This window comes from Litchfieldia sinesaloumensis (assembly GCF_900156865.1).
Lineage (GTDB): Bacteria > Bacillota > Bacilli > Bacillales > Bacillaceae_L > Ferdinandcohnia > Ferdinandcohnia sinesaloumensis.
The window spans coordinates 3,625,644-3,644,127 of sequence record NZ_LT732529.1; the positions used below are offsets into that span (position 1 = coordinate 3,625,644).

Here is an 18,484-nt window from a genome sequence, read left to right on the forward strand (position 1 = left end):
GGTGGACAAAAAGGATATTTTTGAATCTGTTAGTAGTATGGAAACTCAAATTGGGAATCTGTATAAACAACTAGGAGAATTAAAAGGACATCTAGGGCAATTACTTGAAGAGAATCATAATTTGAAAGTGGAGAACGACCTTTTACGTCGTCGACTGGATCAATCCATTTCAAAGAAAAAAGAAGAAAAGGCTGATAAAGCTCAAGAAATTAGACAAGTTGATATTGGTGAAGGATATGATAACTTAGCAAGACTTTATCAGGAAGGCTTCCATATTTGTAATGTACATTATGGAAGTATCCGATCTGAAGGCGACTGCTTATTCTGTCTCTCCTTTTTAAATAAGAAATAGGTCCTTTCCAAATGGGGAGGCCTTTTTCATTTTATGGGGAAAGATTATAATGAAATGAAAAGATAATCATAGGAAGGAATACTTTGTGATGGTTCAATTACTAGATGATGAAAGACTAGATCATTTGCTGGCAGAGAATTTAAGAATTATCCAATCCCCGTCGGTTTTCGCATTTTCATTGGATACGGTACTATTAGCGAGATTTGTATACGTACCGATACAAAAGGGAAAGATTATCGATTTATGTACAGGCAATGGTGTAATTCCGTTGTTATTAAGTAGAAGATCTAAAGCAGAGATAACCGGTGTTGAAATACAAGAACGTATTTTTGACATGGCAAGAAGAAGTATTGACTATAATGAACTGTCAAATCAACTATCGTTAATCCACGGGGATCTTAAGGATATGCCTAGAAAATTAGGGCACGGAAAATACGATGTTGTAACATGTAATCCACCATATTTTCCAACACCAAAAGCAGATGAAGTTAATAAAAATGAACATCTTGCAATAGCTCGACATGAAATTTATTGTACATTAGAGGATTGTATACGAGTCAGTAGTCAGTTGGTAAGGCAAGGAGGAAAGGTTGCATTTGTTCATCGCCCCGGCCGACTCATGGATATTCTCACCTTAATGAGAAAATACCGAGTTGAGCCAAAGCGATTACAATTTGTTCATCCAAGAATGGGGAAAGAGGCCAATACTATTTTGGTCGAAGGAATGAAAGATGGAAATGCAGATTTAAAAGTTTTACCACCCTTATATGTATATGATGAGAACAAAGAGTACACAAAGGAAATAAGGAAGATACTCTATGGGGACGAATAAGCACTTTTTTTATGTTGTGGAGTGTAAGGATGGTACCTTTTATGCAGGTTATACGAAAGATGTTGAGGAACGTCTGAAAAAACATAATGAAGGAAAAGGGGCAAAATATACAAGAGGAAGAGGCCCAATAAAATTAGTATTTGCTCAAGGATTTGAAACGAAGGAAGAAGCAATGCGTGCAGAATATAGATTTAAACAACTTACGCGACCTGAGAAGGAAAGGTTGCTTGCAATGGAAAGTGAGGAGCGGTATGTGGCAGCAAAAAAGCTTTCAACCAAGTTATGAGTATGGAACGTTATATCTTGTTCCAACTCCCATTGGAAATTTAGAGGATATGACATTTCGGGCGATTAAGATGTTAAAGGAATCTTCTTTTATCGCAGCAGAAGATACAAGACAAACAAAAAAGCTCTGTCATTACTATGAAATCGAAACTCCGATTATTAGTTACCATGAACATAATAAAAAAGTTAGTGGGGAGAAGATCCTTACTTTACTACGTGAGGGTAAAGATGTGGCGCTTGTTAGCGATGCAGGAATGCCGACAATTTCTGACCCAGGTTATGAGTTAGTTGTAGAGGCAGTTCGGGAAAATTTGTATGTTGTTCCGCTCCCAGGAGCAAATGCAGCATTAACGTCACTGATTGCATCTGGATTGGGTACACAGCCTTTTTATTTTTACGGTTTTTTAGACCGCAATAAGAAAGAGAAAAGAAAACAGTTAGAAAGTCTTATAAATATTCAAGCTACGATGCTTTTTTATGAAGCTCCTCACCGATTAAAAGAAACGTTAAAAATCATGAGAGAGATTTTAGGGAATCGACAAATAGTTATTTCACGAGAGTTAACAAAGAAATTTGAAGAATTTATTCGCGGGGACTTGGATGAGATTATTGCATGGACGGATGTAGACACAGTACGTGGTGAATTTTGCCTAGTTGTTGAGGGAGCTAAACAAGTAGAAACTGCGAATGTAGAAGCATGGTGGGAAGACTTAACAGTGGAGCAACATGTACTACATTATGTTAAATCTCAAGCACTGCCAACAAAAGAAGCAATTAAACAAGTAGCCAAGGATCGTGGGCAACAAAAGAGGGAGATTTACCAACAGTATCACGGTTTATCCTAAATAAAAAAAGCTTCGCAACGGAAGCTTTTTTTCTTATTATTTTACAACTGCAATATTATCTTGAAGCTCTTTAAGAATTTGTTCTGCACCTTCACGGCTAAGTACAATCTTACCGTTAGCAAGAGTGAAATTGTCATCAGAAATTTCACCAGTCACTTGGCAAGTCATATTTGGCTTGTATTTCTTTAAGATAATTTTGTCATCGTCAACATAAATTTCTAAAGCATCTTTTTCAGCGATATCTAATGTACGACGAAGCTCGATAGGAATAACAACACGACCTAATTCATCAACTTTACGAACAATACCTGTAGATTTCATATCATTTTTTCTCCTCTCGGTTAATCTTATATTTATCTCTCTATATCGTCAATTTTCGACAAATTGATTTCTAGATAATAATATCAAGATTTCCATTTACCGTCAATCATTTTTAACTACAATTCTTATAAAATATGTATAATAATGGGACTGAATGTCGTATAACAGAGGGGTTCTAAAGGGATACATAGTATATGAATCTACATTTTTTGGGAAAAAATCTGTACCATAATAGAGGATAAACTGGAAAACCAAATCGATAAGGATTAGTAGAGTTTTGTAGAAATTTGTCGAATTTAGTCATATCTATTTGACGGTTCGTAAGGTTTCTATTCTAAATTGCTCGTACTTTAATAAAGATACGATGCAGTATATGTAATTTGTCTCATCCTGGGATGCTTGCGCTTTTCTCGTGCTTTAGGTATATTTTGAAGATATAATAGGAATAGATGAAAAGTAATGTCTTACTCTAGCGAATTCTTAAGAGGAGGTTTAACAATGGCGCAAGAAAATAAAACATTTTATTTAACCACACCCATTTATTATCCAAGTGGGAAATTACATATAGGACACGCATATACAACTGTAGCAGCAGATGCTATGGCTAGATATAAAAGACTACGTGGATATGATGTAATGTTTTTAACAGGAACCGATGAGCACGGTCAAAAAATACAGCGTTCGGCTACGGAAAAAGGTGTTACACCACAAGCTTATGTTGACGAGATTGTGTCAGGTATCCAAGAATTATGGAGCAAACTTGAGATTTCCTATGATGATTTCATTCGTACTACAGAAGATCGCCATAAAAAGGTTGTCGAAAAGATTTTTGACCAATTGGTGAAACAAGGAGATATTTACCTAGATAAATATGAGGGTTGGTATTGTACACCTTGCGAATCCTTCTTCACAGAAAGACAATTAGTAGATGGAAATTGTCCAGACTGTGGTCGTTCTGTAGAAAAGGTTAAAGAAGAATCTTATTTCTTTAAAATGAGCAAGTATGTAGACCGCTTACTTCAGTATTACGAAGAAAACCCGGAATTTATCCAACCGGAATCTAGAAAAAATGAAATGGTTAATAACTTTATTAAGCCTGGCCTTGAGGATTTAGCTGTTTCGAGAACAACTTTTGACTGGGGAATAAAAGTTCCTGGCGATCCAAAGCACGTCATTTATGTATGGATTGATGCGTTATCGAACTATATTACTGCATTAGGTTACGGTACTGATGATGATTCAAAGTATCGAAAATATTGGCCTGCAGATGTACATTTAGTAGGAAAGGAAATCGTTCGTTTCCACACAATCTATTGGCCAATTATGCTAATGGCGTTGGATCTCCCATTACCGAAAAAGGTATTTGCCCACGGTTGGTTATTAATGAAGGATGGGAAAATGTCGAAATCCAAAGGGAATGTCGTTGACCCAGTTACTTTAATTGACCGTTACGGTCTTGATTCTCTACGCTATTATCTATTACGTGAAGTTCCTTTTGGAGCTGATGGTGTCTTTACACCTGAAGGGTTTGTTGAGAGAATCAATTTTGATTTGGCAAATGACTTAGGGAACCTGTTGAACCGGACTGTTGCAATGATTGGAAGATATTTTGATGGTGCAATTCCAGTGTATCAAGGTAATCACTCCGAATTTGATACTCAACTAGCTACTTTTGCTGAAGAAACGGTATCAAGATACGAAGTAGCAATGGAGAAAATGGAATTTTCCGTCGCTCTTACAGCGTTATGGCAATTTATTAGCCGTACTAACAAATATATTGATGAAACTCAGCCTTGGGTTGTTGCAAAAGATGAAGCTAGAAAGGATGAGTTAGGCTCTATTATGAGTCACTTAGCAGAATCACTTCGATTCTCAGCAATTATGCTTGAACCATTCTTAATCAAAACACCAGGAGAGATTTTTACACAACTCGGAATTAAAGATGAGGGATTAAAAACCTGGGAAAGTCTAGCTGAGTTTGGATTGAAACAAGAAGGCATACAAGTTACAAAAGGCGAACCTATTTTCCCACGTTTAGAAATTGCCGATGAAGTGGAATATATTAAACAAAAGATGCAAGGTAGTGTGAAAAAAGAAGAGCCTGTCCAAGAAGTAGAAGAAGCAGATGAAATTACGATCGATGACTTTATGAAGGTTGAACTTCGTGTTGCAGAGGTTCTTCAGGTAGAACCGGTGAAAAAGGCCGACAAACTATTAAAGCTTCAATTGGACTTAGGTGACGAGAAACGCCAGGTTGTTTCTGGTATTGCCCAATATTACACTCCTGAAGAACTAGTGGGTAGGAAGGTTATTTGTGTAACAAACCTGAAACCAGTAAAACTGCGTGGTGAGCTATCCCAAGGTATGATATTAGCGGGATCTGTAGATGGAAAACTCGCAGTCGCAACAATTGATCAAAGCCTACCAAATGGAGCGAAAGTAAAGTAACAAAAAGAGCGTATGGTACCAGGAACTAGACATGAAGAAGGAAGGACAGATATATTCTGTCCTTTTTACATATTAGATTATAAATTAAGGAGTATTTTACATGTTAATCGATACACATGCACATTTAAACGCAATTCAGTATCAAGATGATTTAGAAGAAGTAATTGGAAGAGCGCAAAGTGAGGGTGTAACAACCATAGTTGTTGTAGGTTTTGACAGAGAGACGATTACAAGAGCTATTGAATTGGCAGAACGCTATGAGTTTATCTATGCAACAGTGGGTTGGCACCCGGTTGATGCAATAGACATGACTGATGAAGATCTCAAATGGATTGAGGAACTCTGTGCACACCCTAAGGTAGTAGCACTAGGAGAGATGGGGCTTGATTACTATTGGGACAAGTCTCCAAAGGATATTCAAAAGAAAGTCTTTCGTAAGCAAATCGCTTTAGCAAAGAAAGTAAAGCTACCAATCATTATCCACAATCGTGAGGCTACAGCTGATATTGTTGAAATTCTTCAAGAAGAGAATGCAAGTGAAGTCGGTGGAATTATGCACTGCTTTACAGGTAGTGTAGAAGTTGCAAGACAATGCATGGATATGAACTTTTACATCTCATTTGGTGGTCCAGTGACCTTTAAAAACGCTAAAAAACCAAAAGAAGTGGCAGCAGAAATTCCACTAGACCGTCTCTTAATCGAAACAGATTGCCCTTATTTAACGCCACATCCATTTAGAGGAAAACGAAACGAGCCAAGTTATGTGAAATATGTAGCAGAGCAAATTGCGGAGCTAAAAGGAGTCTCTTTTGAGGAAATTGCTCAAAAAACATCCGACAATGCGAGGCGATTTTTCGGCATAAAGTGATAGCAATTTTTGTCAAAAAATGAGGTAGCTTGTCCAACAATAAGTTAAATAGAAAAAGTTCTACATGTCTCCATTCTCTCATATATATCTTTGTCGACAACTAATTCTTTCTTTTTAAATATTCTTCTTGCATAATATTCTACAACGGAGAGCTGAGAAGGGGTGGGGTTGACAGAATATAATATACTTTATATAATCCACTGAGAGAAGGAGGCGTTTTTCATTTGCTTAAAAACATGAAAAAACTGTTTTCCGAGTCAAAACACAAAAAGAGATTTATAGTCTTGATAAGTAGTTTTATAGTCTTAGTAGCAGCGGGTACTGGATATGCTACATATGAAACCACGAAGGATACAGTTACACTATCATTAAATGGTAATGAGCAAGTTATAAGGACGCACGCAAACACGGTTGCTGAAGTACTACAAGATTTAAAGATTGATGTTTCAAAACATGATGAGCTTTCACCGTCAATAGATACGGTAATCAAAGACAATATGAAAGTGACATGGTTAGAGGCCATTCCTGTTGAACTTGTAGTAGATAACCAGCCGAAAGAGGTCTGGACAACAGTTAATACCGTGGAAGATCTTTTCAAAGAAGAGAAGGTAGAAGTTTCAGAGCACGATAAGGTCAGTCCTAATTTAGATACAGAGTTAAAAAAAGATATGAAAGTTGAAGTTGAAAAAGCATTTCAGCTTACTTTAAATGACGGCGGTAACGAAAAGCAAATTTGGTCCACTTCGACTACTGTCGCTGACTTTTTAAAAGGTCAAAATGTTACACTAAATGAATTGGATCGCGTAGAACCAGGGATGGAAGAACAGATTACAGCAGATAGTGTTGTCAATGTTGTACGAGTAGAAAAAGTCACCGATGTAGTGGAAGAATCAATTGCCTTTGCAGTTGTGAAGAAAAAAGACAACAGTATTGATAAAGGTAAAGAAAAAGTTGTAACTTCTGGGCAAGAAGGTAAACTTGCAAAGCACTATGAAGTCGTTCTTGAGAATGGAAAAGAAGTCTCAAGAGACCTTATTAAAACAGAAACCCTTAAAGATAGTAAAGACAAAGTTGTAGCAGTGGGTACTCGTGAAATTGTTCAACAGGTTTCCCGTGGTACAGGTAATGTAGCAAAGGAATTCTATGTTTCTTCTACGGCTTATACTGCCTATTGTAGCGGGTGTTCAGGTATTACTGCGACTGGAATTAATCTTCGTGCAAATCCGAATGCGAAGGTTATTGCAGTAGATCCTAGTATAATACCACTAGGCACAAAAGTGTATGTGGAAGGCTATGGATATGCAGTTGCTGCGGATAAAGGCACGAATATTAAAGGTCACAAAATCGATGTCTTTTTCTCAGAGAAATCTCAAGCCTATCGTTGGGGCCAACGAAAGGTCAAAATCCAAATTTTAAATTAACTACTGTATAACCACAGAGGATTTATTCCTCTGTTTTTTTATGTCTAGCTTCAGCACTTCTTTTTATGTCTATGTCTTTTTTGTTATAATTATGTAATATTTGTATCTATATTGTTAGACGAAATACATTGAGAAAGGTTTCAAAAAAAATGAAAATAAAAGAAATAATTGTTGTGGAAGGTAAAGATGATACCGTAGCGATAAAAAGAGCAGTTGATGCCGATACAATTGAAACGAACGGATCTGCTGTTAATAAAGAGGTTATAGAAAGAATTAAACATGCTTATGAAGTAAGAGGGGTCATCGTATTCACTGATCCGGATTATCCAGGTGATCGCATCCGCAAAATTGTCTCGAATGCTGTACCAGGCTGTAAACATGCTTTTCTTCCAAAAAGTGAGGCACTTGCTAAGTCTGGAAAAAAGGTAGGTGTTGAGCATGCTACTCCAGAAGCGATTCGCAAAGCGTTAGCAGATGTTAAAAAAGAACAGGAAGCCTTTCACTCTGAGATCGAATTTGACGAGCTAGTAGACGCAGGATTGATTGGAGGGAGTATGGCGAAAGAACGAAGAGAAAAGCTGGGCGTCCTTCTGAAAATTGGTTATACTAACGGGAAACAACTTTATAAGCGTCTACAAATGTTCCAAATCACAAGAGAGGCATTTGACCAGGCAATTGAAAAAGTGCTACAGGGGGAAAAGCAAAGTGATTAAAGATATAGCCACACCAATAAGAACAAGAGCAATTTTAGAAAAGCATGGTTTTTCATTTAAGAAAAGCCTTGGACAGAATTTTTTAATTGATACTAATATACTACATCGTATTGTTGACCACGCTGAGATTACCGAGGAATCAGCAGCAATTGAAATTGGACCAGGAATCGGGGCGCTAACTGAACAGCTAGCTAAGCGAGCTAAAAAGGTTGTTGCATTTGAAATTGATGGGCGGCTTTTACCAATCTTAGCCGATACTTTATCTCCTTATCCTAATGTGGAGATTATCCATGAGGATGTTTTAAAGGCAGATGTGCAAACTGTCATACATGAACAAATGCAGGGCATCAAAGATATTATGGTTGTGGCCAATCTCCCTTACTATGTAACAACGCCAATAATTATGAAACTGTTAACAGAAAACCTCCCATTAAGAGGTATTGTGGTTATGCTTCAAAAGGAGGTTGCAGACCGAATTTCTGCAGCACCAGGAACAAAGGATTATGGCTCATTATCAATTGCTATCCAGTACTATACAACAGCTGAAACTGTCATGATAGTGCCTAAGACCGTATTTGTTCCACAACCGAATGTCGACTCAGCTGTGATTCGACTATTAAAAAGAGAAGAGCCCGCTGTAAAGGTAGAAAATGAACCTTTCTTCTTTGAAGTTGTTCGTGCCGCTTTTGGACAACGGAGGAAGACAATTTTAAATAATTTAACGACGAACCTTCCGAGTGGAAAGGTCTTGAAGGAAGTCATAGAAGGCTGTTTAGCAGATGCCAATATCGACCCAAAACGTCGTGGTGAAACCTTATCAATTGAAGAATTTGGACGTTTAAGTGATGTACTATTTAATGCACTACACAAAGGACCTACAGAATCGTAGGTCTTTTTTTCTACTTTTAGAACAGAGTGGCAATTCAATTACTTCATTTCTCACCACTTAATACTGTTTTGCATAGGCTAACAAGTAGGTAACTTAACATGCACTTAAAGAGAAATTACCTCGAAGTTGGAGTGGATGAGGATGGATATAAGGGTTGGCGATATTGTCGCACGTAAATCCTATAAATTTGATTTATTGTTTAAAGTAACTGAAATCACACAAGATCAGATAGTTTATCTATACGGTGAGGATGTAAGGCTAGTTGCAGATGCCCCGTATGATGATTTAGTTGTCGTAAATGAGAACGAAAGATTGAAAAGGCAGCGAATGGATCGAGAAAAGGTAGACCATTCCTATCGGTTATTCCGCCAGGATTATCAGTTGACTAGGGAAAAAAGTGAATACAATGCAACAGGGGGATACTCAAATGATGCCGAATTTTTTCAGATGCCAGGAAGAGTTTTGCATATAGATGGTGATCCAAATTACTTAAAAAAGTGCCTCGATTTGTATGAAAAAATAGGTGTACCTGTATATGGAGTTCATTGTCATGAAAAAGAGATGCCAGATAAAATTGATGGATTACTTGATAAATATAGGCCGGATATCCTTGTTATAACAGGACATGATGCCTTTTCGAAATCAAAAGGGAAGGTTACGGAACTAAAGGCTTATCGACACTCTCGTCATTTTGCTCAAACGGTACGGCAAGCAAGAAAAAGAGTCCCGCATTTAGATCAACTTGTCATCTTTGCAGGTGCTTGTCAGTCCCATTTTGAGTCTTTAATAAGAGCTGGAGCAAATTATGCAAGTTCACCGTTAAGGGTCAATATACACGCTCTAGACCCTGTTTACATTGTTGCAAAGATTAGCTTTACCCCATTTGATGAAAGAATTAATGTATGGGATGTACTTCGCAATACATTAACCGGTGAAAAGGGTCTTGGTGGAATTGAAACAAAGGGCGTATTACGAACTGGAATGCCATATCAGAGGCTGGTTGATGATGAAGATAAAGGGGATCTCTAACGTTAATACGCTAGGGACCCCCTGGAATTTTATTACATATAAATGTAGTTAAGAAATTTGTCGATGAAAGAAATCTTGATTTTATACATATTGACAATACTTTTGTACATACTATCGGTTGTGCACTGAGAAATTTGTAGTAAAAAATTCGTTGACAAGTATTTTGTATCATTGTTATAATTTTAGTTTTATTTGACGTTTGGTAATATTTTTGGTATACTAAGAATAGTGAGGTGGAGTGAAATGGGAAAAACTTTGCTTGATATTAAACGGTCTTTAGATACTAATTTAGGTAAGCGACTTACTTTAAAGGCAAATGGTGGTCGTAGAAAAACAATAGAGCGCTCAGGAGTGCTCGCTGAAACGTACCCCTCTGTATTCGTAATTGAATTAGATCAGGATGAAAATTCCTTTGAGCGGGTTTCATACAGTTATGCTGATATCCTTACAGAAACCGTACAATTAACTTTCTTTGATGAGACATCTGGGAATATAGCGATAAGTGGGCAGTAGACACCTTTGTTTGCTGCTTTTTTATTTTTATTAAACGTGATACTCTTCCGTTAGAGTATCACGTTTTTTTATTTCATTTGTTTAGTCACTAAATTGAAGAAAATAGTATATTAATTAAAATGGTTGTTAATAATGAATAAAATAACAACTGGAAATATCCGATTTATTAGTGGGAACTCTGTGTGAGCACAGCTCACTCACTTTGGAATGATGCTTTTATAATGGCTAAATCGGTGATATGTGTTGTGTTGGCCCAAAATTTGTTACTATAACTAACCCTTCTTCATCAAATACTAAGGTTGTCGTAGATGGAAAGAAAGGGGTTGTATTTATTGGGTAGACGTAGAGGGATTATGTCGGAAGCCTTTAAAGAAGAGCTAGCGAAGGAACTTGGTTTTTACGATACAGTTAAAAATGAAGGTTGGGGTGCAATTCGATCTCGTGATGCTGGAAATATGGTAAAACGAGCAATTGAAATTGGCCAACAGCAGCTTGCCAATAAAGGGAAACACCAATAAAAGTATTTCTTTGAACTACGACGCCGAAGCAGCTTTGCTTCGGCTATTTTTATATAGGAAAAAGGTCATAATGTACAAATTACATAAAAAACAGTGTGGACACTATGACATGTTGTTTTTGCGGTGTTTACTTTGTGGTACAATGTCAATATTGAATTTACGTTTAAAGCAGGTGTTTTCATGAAATTATTAGTTAAGGCCCCAGCAAAGATAAATTTGGCTCTTGATGTCTTAAACAAGCGCCAAGATGGTTATCATGAGGTGCGGATGATAATGACGACCATTGATCTTTCGGACAGGCTTGAATTATCGGATTATGATGGAGATGAAATAAAGGTTATCTCTCATAATCGTTTCGTACCAGATGACAGCCGCAACTTAGCATACCAAGCTGCAAACTTATTGAAACAACGTTACGGTGTGAAAAAGGGCGTAATCATTTCGATTACAAAATCAATTCCGGTAGCAGCAGGACTTGCTGGTGGGAGCAGTGATGCAGCTGCGACTCTAAGAGGTTTGAATAAATTTTGGGACCTCGGTCTTAGTTTGGATGAACTAGCCTCTTTAGGTGCGGAAATTGGTTCAGATGTCTCTTTTTGTGTGTATGGTGGAACGGCTCTTGCAACTGGTAGAGGAGAGATTATTACTGAATTACCCTCACCACCACATTTTTGGGTCATACTAGCTAAGCCAACAATCGGTGTATCGACGGCAGATGTATATCGAAATCTATCTATTGACCAAATTAATCACCCTGATGTGGATGGGATGATTAAAGCAATTGAGACGAAAGATTTTGCTGGGATTTGTGATCGAGTCGGGAATGTATTAGAGGACGTAACCTTGAAGATGCACCCGGAAGTAGCCCATATTAAAGATCAAATGAAACGGTTCGGTGCAGATGCAGTACTAATGAGTGGTAGTGGTCCTACTGTCTTTGGACTTGTCCAAAGAGAATCAAGGATGCATCGAATATACAATGGATTACGTGGTTTTTGTGATCAGGTTTATGCGGTTAGGTTACTCGGTGAACGAAATAAAATGTAACCCTTTCTTGGGCAGAGAGTATAACCCTGACAGAAATAAATGAACTAAGACGAAGAACGTCAAGTCCTGTGAAACGTCAGTGTTACAAAACATCGTGTTTGCCTTCAGCTTCCGGCGGATGCTGAAGGTTTATTTGATTAAGGCGTACATTAATGATATATTATCATTAAAACATTCGGATTTTGGAGGAGAACTATGAAATTTAGACGGAGTAGTAGACTTGTTGATATGACAAATCACTTGCTTTTACACCCACAGCACCTTGTATCTCTTTCCTATTTTGCGCTAAAATATGACTCAGCTAAATCCTCTATTAGTGAGGATTTAGCGATTATTAAGCAAACCTTTGAGCAACAGGGAATTGGAACATTAATAACGGTAGCAGGGGCAGCGGGTGGTGTTAAGTTTATTCCAATGGTCGCGGAAGAAGACGCACGTACAGTAGTTGGAGAATTATGTGAGGTAATTGCAAACCCAGAGAGGCTTCTTCCAGGTGGATATCTATACTTAACGGATATACTAGGTGACCCAAGAATTGTAAATAAAATCGGGAAAATTTTCGCCTCAATCTATTCTAACCATGAGATTGATGTTGTCATGACTGTGGCAACCAAGGGAATCCCCTTAGCATACGCTGTTGCGTCATATTTGGACGTACCGGTAGTGATAGTAAGGCATGATAATCGAGTCACGGAAGGTTCTACCGTGAGTATAAATTATGTGTCTGGATCAACAAAGCGTATTCAGACCATGGTACTGGCGAAACGAAGCTTGAAGGAAGGTTCTAATGTCTTAATCATTGATGACTTTATGAAGGCTGGCGGTACTGTTCAAGGAATGGTGAGTATTCTAGAAGAGTTTAACGCAAATGTAAAAGGAATTGGTGTTCTAGTTGAGTCTGAAGGAGTCGAAGAAAGACTTGTTGATGAGTACATATCCTTAGTAAAGTTAACAGATGTTAATGTAAAAGAAAAACAGATTAAAGTAGCTGTAGGTAACTACGAATCTTATTTACAACAAGTAGAAATTGAAGATGAGGTGGGGGAAGAATGAAACAAGTTCAAACAAATCAAGCACCAGCTGCTATTGGACCTTATTCACAAGGAATCGTTGTAAACAATATGTTTTTTAGTTCAGGGCAAATACCTTTAACACCCGCTGGAGAGCTAGTAAGTGGTGGAATCAAAGAACAGACCCAGCAGGTCTTTAAAAACCTTCAAGCGGTTCTTACAGAGGCAGGGGCATCTTTGGACACAGTTGTAAAAGCCACTGTATTTATTAAAAATATGGATGACTTTGCAGACTTAAATGAAGTCTACGGAGAGTATTTCGTAGGACATAAACCTGCTCGTTCTACGGTAGAAGTTGCACGACTTCCGAAGGATGTTTTAGTAGAGATTGAAGTCATTGCACTCGTAAAATAACACCGTTTTTTACAAATATTCTGTTCATTCACAAAAAAGTATGAATCTTTTTAAAAAATTATTTAATATTTAGCAGGAGATTTCGTTTTTCCGTTGAATATGAATAACTAAGTTTTTATATAGTCAAAAAGGTGGTGAACAGAATGGAAGTAACAGACGTTAGATTACGCCGCGTTAATACGGAAGGTAGAATGAGAGCGATTGCATCAATTACGTTGGACCATGAATTTGTTGTTCATGACATTCGTGTAATTGATGGCAACAATGGTTTATTTGTTGCTATGCCAAGCAAACGCACTCCAGATGGAGAGTTTCGTGACATTGCTCATCCAATTAACTCAGGTACGCGTGGAAAGATTCAAGATGCGGTACTAGCTGAGTATCACCGTTTAGGTGAAGTTGAAGTTGAGTTTGAAGAAGCGGGAGCATCATAAAAATAAATTGTACGTTAAGAGCCTACTTGTATTATAGGCTCTTTTTCTATGCCTAAATAATCTCTTAATAATACTTTCCAATTAAAAAAATGAGGTACTTTAGTTAGTCTTCTTGAAAATGGTCTCTTTTTAAGATATATTCGAAATGGATAAAAAGGTTTAGTTTCAATTTTTTGAGGCGTGAACCTCAGTCAGACAAAGTAGAAACCTCTGGTTTTTGCCTCAAAGCTTTACTTAAAGACGTTTGAGCAAACTATACGCCGAGGTGATTTTAATATGGAGGCCTGGACATGACAAACAGATATGGCGTAATTTTGGCCGCAGGGCAAGGGACACGTATGAAATCTAAGCTTTATAAGGTCCTACACCCTGTTTGTGGTAAGCCAATGGTGGAGCATGTAGTGGATCAACTATCAAAAGTATCCCTAGAAAAGCTTGTGACAATCGTTGGACATGGAGCGGAAAAAGTTAAAGCACAAATTGGAGATAAAAGTGAGTATGCCCTTCAAGAAAAACAGTTAGGGACTGCACATGCCGTGATGCAGGCAGCTAGCCACCTTGCAAATGAAAAGGGAGTAACTTTAGTTGTGTGTGGTGATACGCCACTTATTACAGCAGAAACGATGCAATCCCTACTTGAACAGCATGAACAAGCAGGAGCTAAGGCAACAATCCTGACAGCTGTGGCTACAGAGCCAACTGGGTATGGAAGAATTGTTCGTAATGCACAAGGCCATGTTGAACGTATTGTTGAACATAAAGATGCAACAGATGAAGAACGTAAAATCACTGAAATCAATACAGGTACATATTGCTTTGATAACGAATCATTATTTGAAGCGCTTTCAAATGTTTCTAATAACAATGTGCAGGGAGAGTACTATTTACCTGATGTTATAGAAATATTGAAAACAAAGGGTGAAATCGTTTCTGCCTTCCAGACAGCTTCGTTTGAAGAAACGCTTGGAGTGAATGACCGGTATGCATTATCACAAGCGGAAAAACTAATGAAACAAAGAATTAATAAGCAACACATGATGAATGGTGTAACAATTATTGATGCAGATAATACGTACATTTCTGCAGATGCAAAAATTGGTTCAGACACTGTTTTACATCCTGGAACTGTTATAATAGGGGATGTAGAAATAGGAAATGACTGTGAGATTGGTCCCAATTCTGAAATAAAGAATTGTAAAATTGGAGAAAGGACAGTAATCCGCCATTCAATTGCGCATGATAGTAGTATTGGAAATGATGTAGCAATTGGACCTTTTGCACATATCCGTCCTGCCTCACAAATTAGTGATAAGGTGAAAGTTGGAAACTTTGTTGAATTGAAAAAAGCTATATTTGGTGAGGGAAGTAAAGCATCTCATCTAAGCTATATTGGGGATGCAGAAGTTGGTACAAATGTAAATATAGGTTGTGGTTCTATTACTGTAAACTACGATGGTAAAAATAAATTTTTAACTAGAATTGAGGACGATGCGTTTATTGGATGCAATTCAAATCTAGTAGCTCCAGTTACAGTTGGAAAAGGGGCTTATGTTGCAGCAGGATCAACGATCACTAGCGAAGTTCCAAGTAATGCACTTTCAATTGCAAGAGCACGCCAAGTGAATAAAGAGGATTATGTAGAGCGCCTGAATCAAAAGAAAAATTCCTAATGGAGGTTGGGGAAGATCATGCCTAATCAATACCGTGACTCAAGTTTAAAAGTGTTTTCGTTAAATTCGAATGCACCTTTGGCAGAGGAAATCGCAAATTCCATTGGTGTCGAGCTTGGAAAATGCTCTGTTACACGTTTTAGCGATGGAGAAGTTCAAATTAACATTGAAGAAAGCATTCGTGGTTGTGACGTGTTTGTCATTCAATCAACAAGTGCACCAGTGAATGAACATATCATGGAAGTCCTAATCATGATCGATGCACTTAGACGTGCTTCCGCAAAAACCATTAATATTGTTATGCCGTATTATGGATATGCGAGACAAGACCGCAAGGCACGTGCACGTGAGCCTATTACAGCAAAGCTTATCGCAAATCTGTTAGAAACTGCAGGGGCAGATCGTGTGATCACGTTAGATCTTCATGCACCACAGATTCAAGGCTTTTTCGATATTTTAATCGACCACCTAATGGGTGTACCGATTCTAGCGGAGTACTTTAAAACTAAGAACCTGCAAGACATTGTCATTGTATCTCCAGATCATGGTGGGGTTACACGTACACGTAAAATGGCAGATCGCCTAAAGGCCCCAATCGCAATAATCGATAAACGTCGCCCTAGACCAAATGTAGCTGAAGTTATGAATATTGTCGGGAATATTGAAGGGAAAACAGCAATATTAATAGATGATATCATTGATACAGCAGGAACAATAACGTTAGCGGCGAATGCATTAGTTGAAAATGGTGCTGCAGAGGTATATGCCTGCTGTACACATCCGGTATTGTCAGGGCCAGCAATTGAACGTATTCAAAATTCAAAAATCAAAGAACTGGTAGTAACCAACACTATTCTTTTACCTGAAGAGAAAAAGATAGATAAAATTAAGGAACTATCAGTTGCTTCGCTGATTGGTGAAGCTATCATTCGTGTCCATGAGCAACAATCTGTCAGCACACTTTTTGATTAATTTATAAATAGGCAGATGGGTGCCTTTTGGCGTAAACCAAAGGCGAGCACTAACGGAAGGTGTTCTTTACCTTGCAAAGTGATTAGGTTAGGCCAGAGAGATAATGACATATGAAAAACTAGACATCTGTCTATCTTTTTTAAAAAGAGGTTTAGTTCGCCGTCTTTAGGGGAATTTTAGTAATATGACTAAATCTTCCAAGGATGGTGTATAATATGTCTGCAATTTTAGAAGCGACAGAACGAATCAAAGATAAAAATTCAACATTAACAAAAATTAGACAAGCAGGAAATATCCCGGCTATTTTAAATGGACCTAATCAAAGTCAACCCATTTACGTAAATAGTGCGGACTTCTTGAAAACAATTCGTACTACTGGCCGTAATGGGATTATTAAGCTTGCAATTAATAATAATCAACATTCCGTCATGCTGAACGACTTTCAAACAGATCCACTTAAGAGTGAGGTTATTCATGCGGACTTTCAAATTGTAAATATGTCATCAGAGGTTACAGTTGATGTAAACATTAATTTAGTTGGAGAAGCAAAAGGGGTGAAAGATGGTGGGGTGCTTCAGCAGTCCATTCATCAAATCTCTATCTCAGCTCTTCCATCTGATATACCACAGACAATTGATGTTGATGTTTCTCATATAGAGGTTGGGGATGTTGTAAAGCTAGAAGATATTGATACTAAAGGCAAATTTACAATTAACCATGATACCTCGCAGGTAGTAGCATCCGTACTTGCTCCAAGACAGGAAGAAGAGATTAGTACTGGAGAGGAACAAGAACCTGGCGAACCTGATAATCTTGAAGGTAGGGAAACAAACGAATCTGATGAAGGGTAAAGAAAAAGGTTGGACGTAACCAAAACGGTTACGTCCTTTTGCCATAACAAAGGTGGGGGAAATATGAAGCTGATTGTTGGGTTAGGAAATCCCGGTAGGCAGTATGAGGAAACAAGGCACAACGTCGGGTTTAAGGTTATTGATGAACTCTCAGATAAACTAAACATCGCGCTAGACAAGGCTAAGTTTAATGGAGTATTTGGTCAAGGTTTAGTAAATGGAGAGAAAGTTCTACTTTTAAAGCCATTAACATATATGAATTTATCGGGAGAAAGTATCAGGCCACTCATGGATTATTATGATATCCTAGTAGATGATATCCTTGTTGTTTATGATGAGTTGGACATACCGGTGGGGAAAATTAGACTTCGTGAGAAAGGAAGTGCTGGTGGACATAATGGAATGAAGTCCATCATCAACCATTTAGGTACCCAAGAGTTTAAACGAATACGAATTGGGATTAATCGTCCGGCGAATGGAATGAAAATATCTGATTACGTGTTAGGTCGTTTTCATGCTGATGAGGCTCAAGATATCAAGGATGCTATCCAAAAGTCAGCAGAAGCGGCAGAAAAATGGGTGTCAACACCATTTTTACAAGTTATGAATGAATTTAATGCGAAGTAATACATATGAATTACTATAGTTGAGGATCCAATCCTTATCGAATAGTTATTCTCTCAGTGATTTGATACATATGGTAGTGAATAAAGAATTCCTTTGCGGTTTATACTAGAAAGTGTAAACTATGGTACGTAACTCAGATGAGGAGGATTCTTATGTCACTACACTACCATTGTCGACATTGTGGTGTGAAGGTTGGAAGTATTGATAACCTATCTTTACATAGTGAAAGTCTTGGGTTTCATCAATTGACAGACCAAGAGCGACAAGAGATGATTTCATATCAATCCAATGGAGACATTCATGTTAAGACAATCTGTGAGGATTGTCAGGAAGCGTTAAATCGTAATCCGGATTTACATCAATACAATTCATTTATTCAATAAGAAGAAAAGCTTTGGCCTATGCAACCAAAGCGTTTTTCTATT

The 18,484-nt window shown here is 37.7% G+C and carries 22 protein-coding genes; 21 read left to right on the forward strand and 1 reads right to left on the reverse strand.

Translation table 11 applies throughout. From position 1 onward, the window contains the following. Position 1 precedes the first annotated feature (1 nt). From yabA to rsmI, 4 genes are all read left to right on the forward strand, one after another. Positions 2 to 352, forward strand: a complete 351-nt coding sequence (gene yabA / locus CZ490_RS17705; protein ID WP_077620138.1) for a DNA replication initiation control protein YabA — start codon at positions 2 to 4, stop codon at positions 350 to 352. An 88-nt stretch (positions 353 to 440) separates the two neighbouring features. After that, the gene (locus CZ490_RS17710; protein WP_077621107.1) at positions 441 to 1,184 is read left to right on the forward strand and encodes a tRNA1(Val) (adenine(37)-N6)-methyltransferase; all 744 of its coding nucleotides are present in this window, start codon (positions 441 to 443) and stop codon (positions 1,182 to 1,184) included. Next, positions 1,171 to 1,470, forward strand: coding sequence for a GIY-YIG nuclease family protein (locus CZ490_RS17715; protein WP_077620139.1), 300 nt, complete (start codon positions 1,171 to 1,173; stop codon positions 1,468 to 1,470). The genes CZ490_RS17710 and CZ490_RS17715 overlap by 14 nt, the downstream gene beginning before the upstream one ends. After that, on the forward strand, positions 1,436 to 2,314 hold the full coding sequence (rsmI, locus tag CZ490_RS17720) for a 16S rRNA (cytidine(1402)-2'-O)-methyltransferase (protein WP_077620140.1): 879 nt from the start codon (positions 1,436 to 1,438) through the stop codon (positions 2,312 to 2,314). The genes CZ490_RS17715 and rsmI overlap by 35 nt, the downstream gene beginning before the upstream one ends. Positions 2,315 to 2,350: 36 nt before the next feature. On the opposite strand, the gene CZ490_RS17725 is transcribed toward rsmI, so the two are convergent. Then, a complete protein-coding gene (locus CZ490_RS17725) occupies positions 2,351 to 2,635 on the reverse strand; it encodes an AbrB/MazE/SpoVT family DNA-binding domain-containing protein (protein ID WP_077620141.1) in 285 nt (94 codons plus the stop codon). A gap of 498 nt (positions 2,636 to 3,133) precedes the next feature. Here CZ490_RS17725 and metG point away from each other — a divergent pair, with 498 nt between their 5' ends. From metG to CZ490_RS17810, 17 genes are all read left to right on the forward strand, one after another. Next, positions 3,134 to 5,083, forward strand: coding sequence for a methionine--tRNA ligase (gene metG, locus CZ490_RS17730; protein WP_077620142.1), 1,950 nt, complete (start codon positions 3,134 to 3,136; stop codon positions 5,081 to 5,083). Between the two features lie 100 nt (positions 5,084 to 5,183). After that, positions 5,184 to 5,951, forward strand: coding sequence for a TatD family hydrolase (locus CZ490_RS17735; RefSeq protein WP_077620143.1), 768 nt, complete (start codon positions 5,184 to 5,186; stop codon positions 5,949 to 5,951). A 224-nt stretch (positions 5,952 to 6,175) separates the two neighbouring features. After that, positions 6,176 to 7,372, forward strand: coding sequence for a ubiquitin-like domain-containing protein (locus CZ490_RS17740; RefSeq protein ID WP_077620144.1), 1,197 nt, complete (start codon positions 6,176 to 6,178; stop codon positions 7,370 to 7,372). Positions 7,373 to 7,521: 149 nt separating this feature from the next. Then, the gene (gene rnmV / locus CZ490_RS17745) at positions 7,522 to 8,085 is read left to right on the forward strand and encodes a ribonuclease M5 (protein WP_077621108.1); all 564 of its coding nucleotides are present in this window, start codon (positions 7,522 to 7,524) and stop codon (positions 8,083 to 8,085) included. Then, positions 8,078 to 8,974, forward strand: a complete 897-nt coding sequence (gene rsmA / locus CZ490_RS17750; protein ID WP_077620145.1) for a 16S rRNA (adenine(1518)-N(6)/adenine(1519)-N(6))-dimethyltransferase RsmA — start codon at positions 8,078 to 8,080, stop codon at positions 8,972 to 8,974. The genes rnmV and rsmA overlap by 8 nt, the downstream gene beginning before the upstream one ends. Before the next feature lie 141 nt (positions 8,975 to 9,115). Next, positions 9,116 to 10,003: a sporulation peptidase YabG gene (gene yabG, locus CZ490_RS17755; RefSeq protein ID WP_077620146.1), complete on the forward strand. Its 888-nt coding sequence runs from the start codon at positions 9,116 to 9,118 to the stop codon at positions 10,001 to 10,003. A gap of 243 nt (positions 10,004 to 10,246) precedes the next feature. Next, positions 10,247 to 10,516: a biofilm formation stimulator Veg gene (veg, locus tag CZ490_RS17760; RefSeq protein WP_077620147.1), complete on the forward strand. Its 270-nt coding sequence runs from the start codon at positions 10,247 to 10,249 to the stop codon at positions 10,514 to 10,516. A 332-nt stretch (positions 10,517 to 10,848) separates the two neighbouring features. Beyond that, positions 10,849 to 11,034, forward strand: a complete 186-nt coding sequence (locus CZ490_RS17765; RefSeq protein WP_077620148.1) for a small, acid-soluble spore protein, alpha/beta type — start codon at positions 10,849 to 10,851, stop codon at positions 11,032 to 11,034. Between the two features lie 180 nt (positions 11,035 to 11,214). Next, entirely contained in the window at positions 11,215 to 12,081 is an 867-nt protein-coding gene (gene ispE / locus CZ490_RS17770; RefSeq protein WP_077620149.1) for a 4-(cytidine 5'-diphospho)-2-C-methyl-D-erythritol kinase, read from the forward strand. A 195-nt stretch (positions 12,082 to 12,276) separates the two neighbouring features. Further along, a complete protein-coding gene (gene purR, locus CZ490_RS17775; protein ID WP_077620150.1) occupies positions 12,277 to 13,134 on the forward strand; it encodes a pur operon repressor in 858 nt (285 codons plus the stop codon). Further along, positions 13,131 to 13,505, forward strand: coding sequence for a RidA family protein (locus tag CZ490_RS17780; protein ID WP_077620151.1), 375 nt, complete (start codon positions 13,131 to 13,133; stop codon positions 13,503 to 13,505). The genes purR and CZ490_RS17780 overlap by 4 nt, the downstream gene beginning before the upstream one ends. 143 nt (positions 13,506 to 13,648) lie before the next feature. Then, entirely contained in the window at positions 13,649 to 13,939 is a 291-nt protein-coding gene (spoVG, locus tag CZ490_RS17785; RefSeq protein ID WP_077620152.1) for a septation regulator SpoVG, read from the forward strand. 290 nt (positions 13,940 to 14,229) lie between these two features. Then, positions 14,230 to 15,609 carry a bifunctional UDP-N-acetylglucosamine diphosphorylase/glucosamine-1-phosphate N-acetyltransferase GlmU gene (gene glmU / locus CZ490_RS17790; RefSeq protein WP_077620153.1) on the forward strand — a complete coding sequence of 460 codons (1,380 nt, stop codon included), beginning with the start codon at positions 14,230 to 14,232 and terminating at the stop codon, positions 15,607 to 15,609. A gap of 18 nt (positions 15,610 to 15,627) precedes the next feature. Then, positions 15,628 to 16,581: a ribose-phosphate diphosphokinase gene (locus tag CZ490_RS17795; RefSeq protein WP_077620154.1), complete on the forward strand. Its 954-nt coding sequence runs from the start codon at positions 15,628 to 15,630 to the stop codon at positions 16,579 to 16,581. 215 nt (positions 16,582 to 16,796) lie between these two features. Beyond that, positions 16,797 to 17,432 (forward strand): 50S ribosomal protein L25/general stress protein Ctc, encoded by a 636-nt coding sequence (locus CZ490_RS17800; RefSeq protein WP_077620155.1) that lies wholly within the window; start codon positions 16,797 to 16,799, stop codon positions 17,430 to 17,432. A 63-nt stretch (positions 17,433 to 17,495) separates the two neighbouring features. After that, the gene (pth, locus tag CZ490_RS17805; protein WP_077620156.1) at positions 17,496 to 18,059 is read left to right on the forward strand and encodes an aminoacyl-tRNA hydrolase; all 564 of its coding nucleotides are present in this window, start codon (positions 17,496 to 17,498) and stop codon (positions 18,057 to 18,059) included. A gap of 152 nt (positions 18,060 to 18,211) precedes the next feature. Further along, complete coding sequence (locus tag CZ490_RS17810) at positions 18,212 to 18,442, forward strand: anti-sigma-F factor Fin (protein WP_077620157.1); 231 nt, start codon at positions 18,212 to 18,214, stop codon at positions 18,440 to 18,442. Positions 18,443 to 18,484 lie beyond the last annotated feature (42 nt).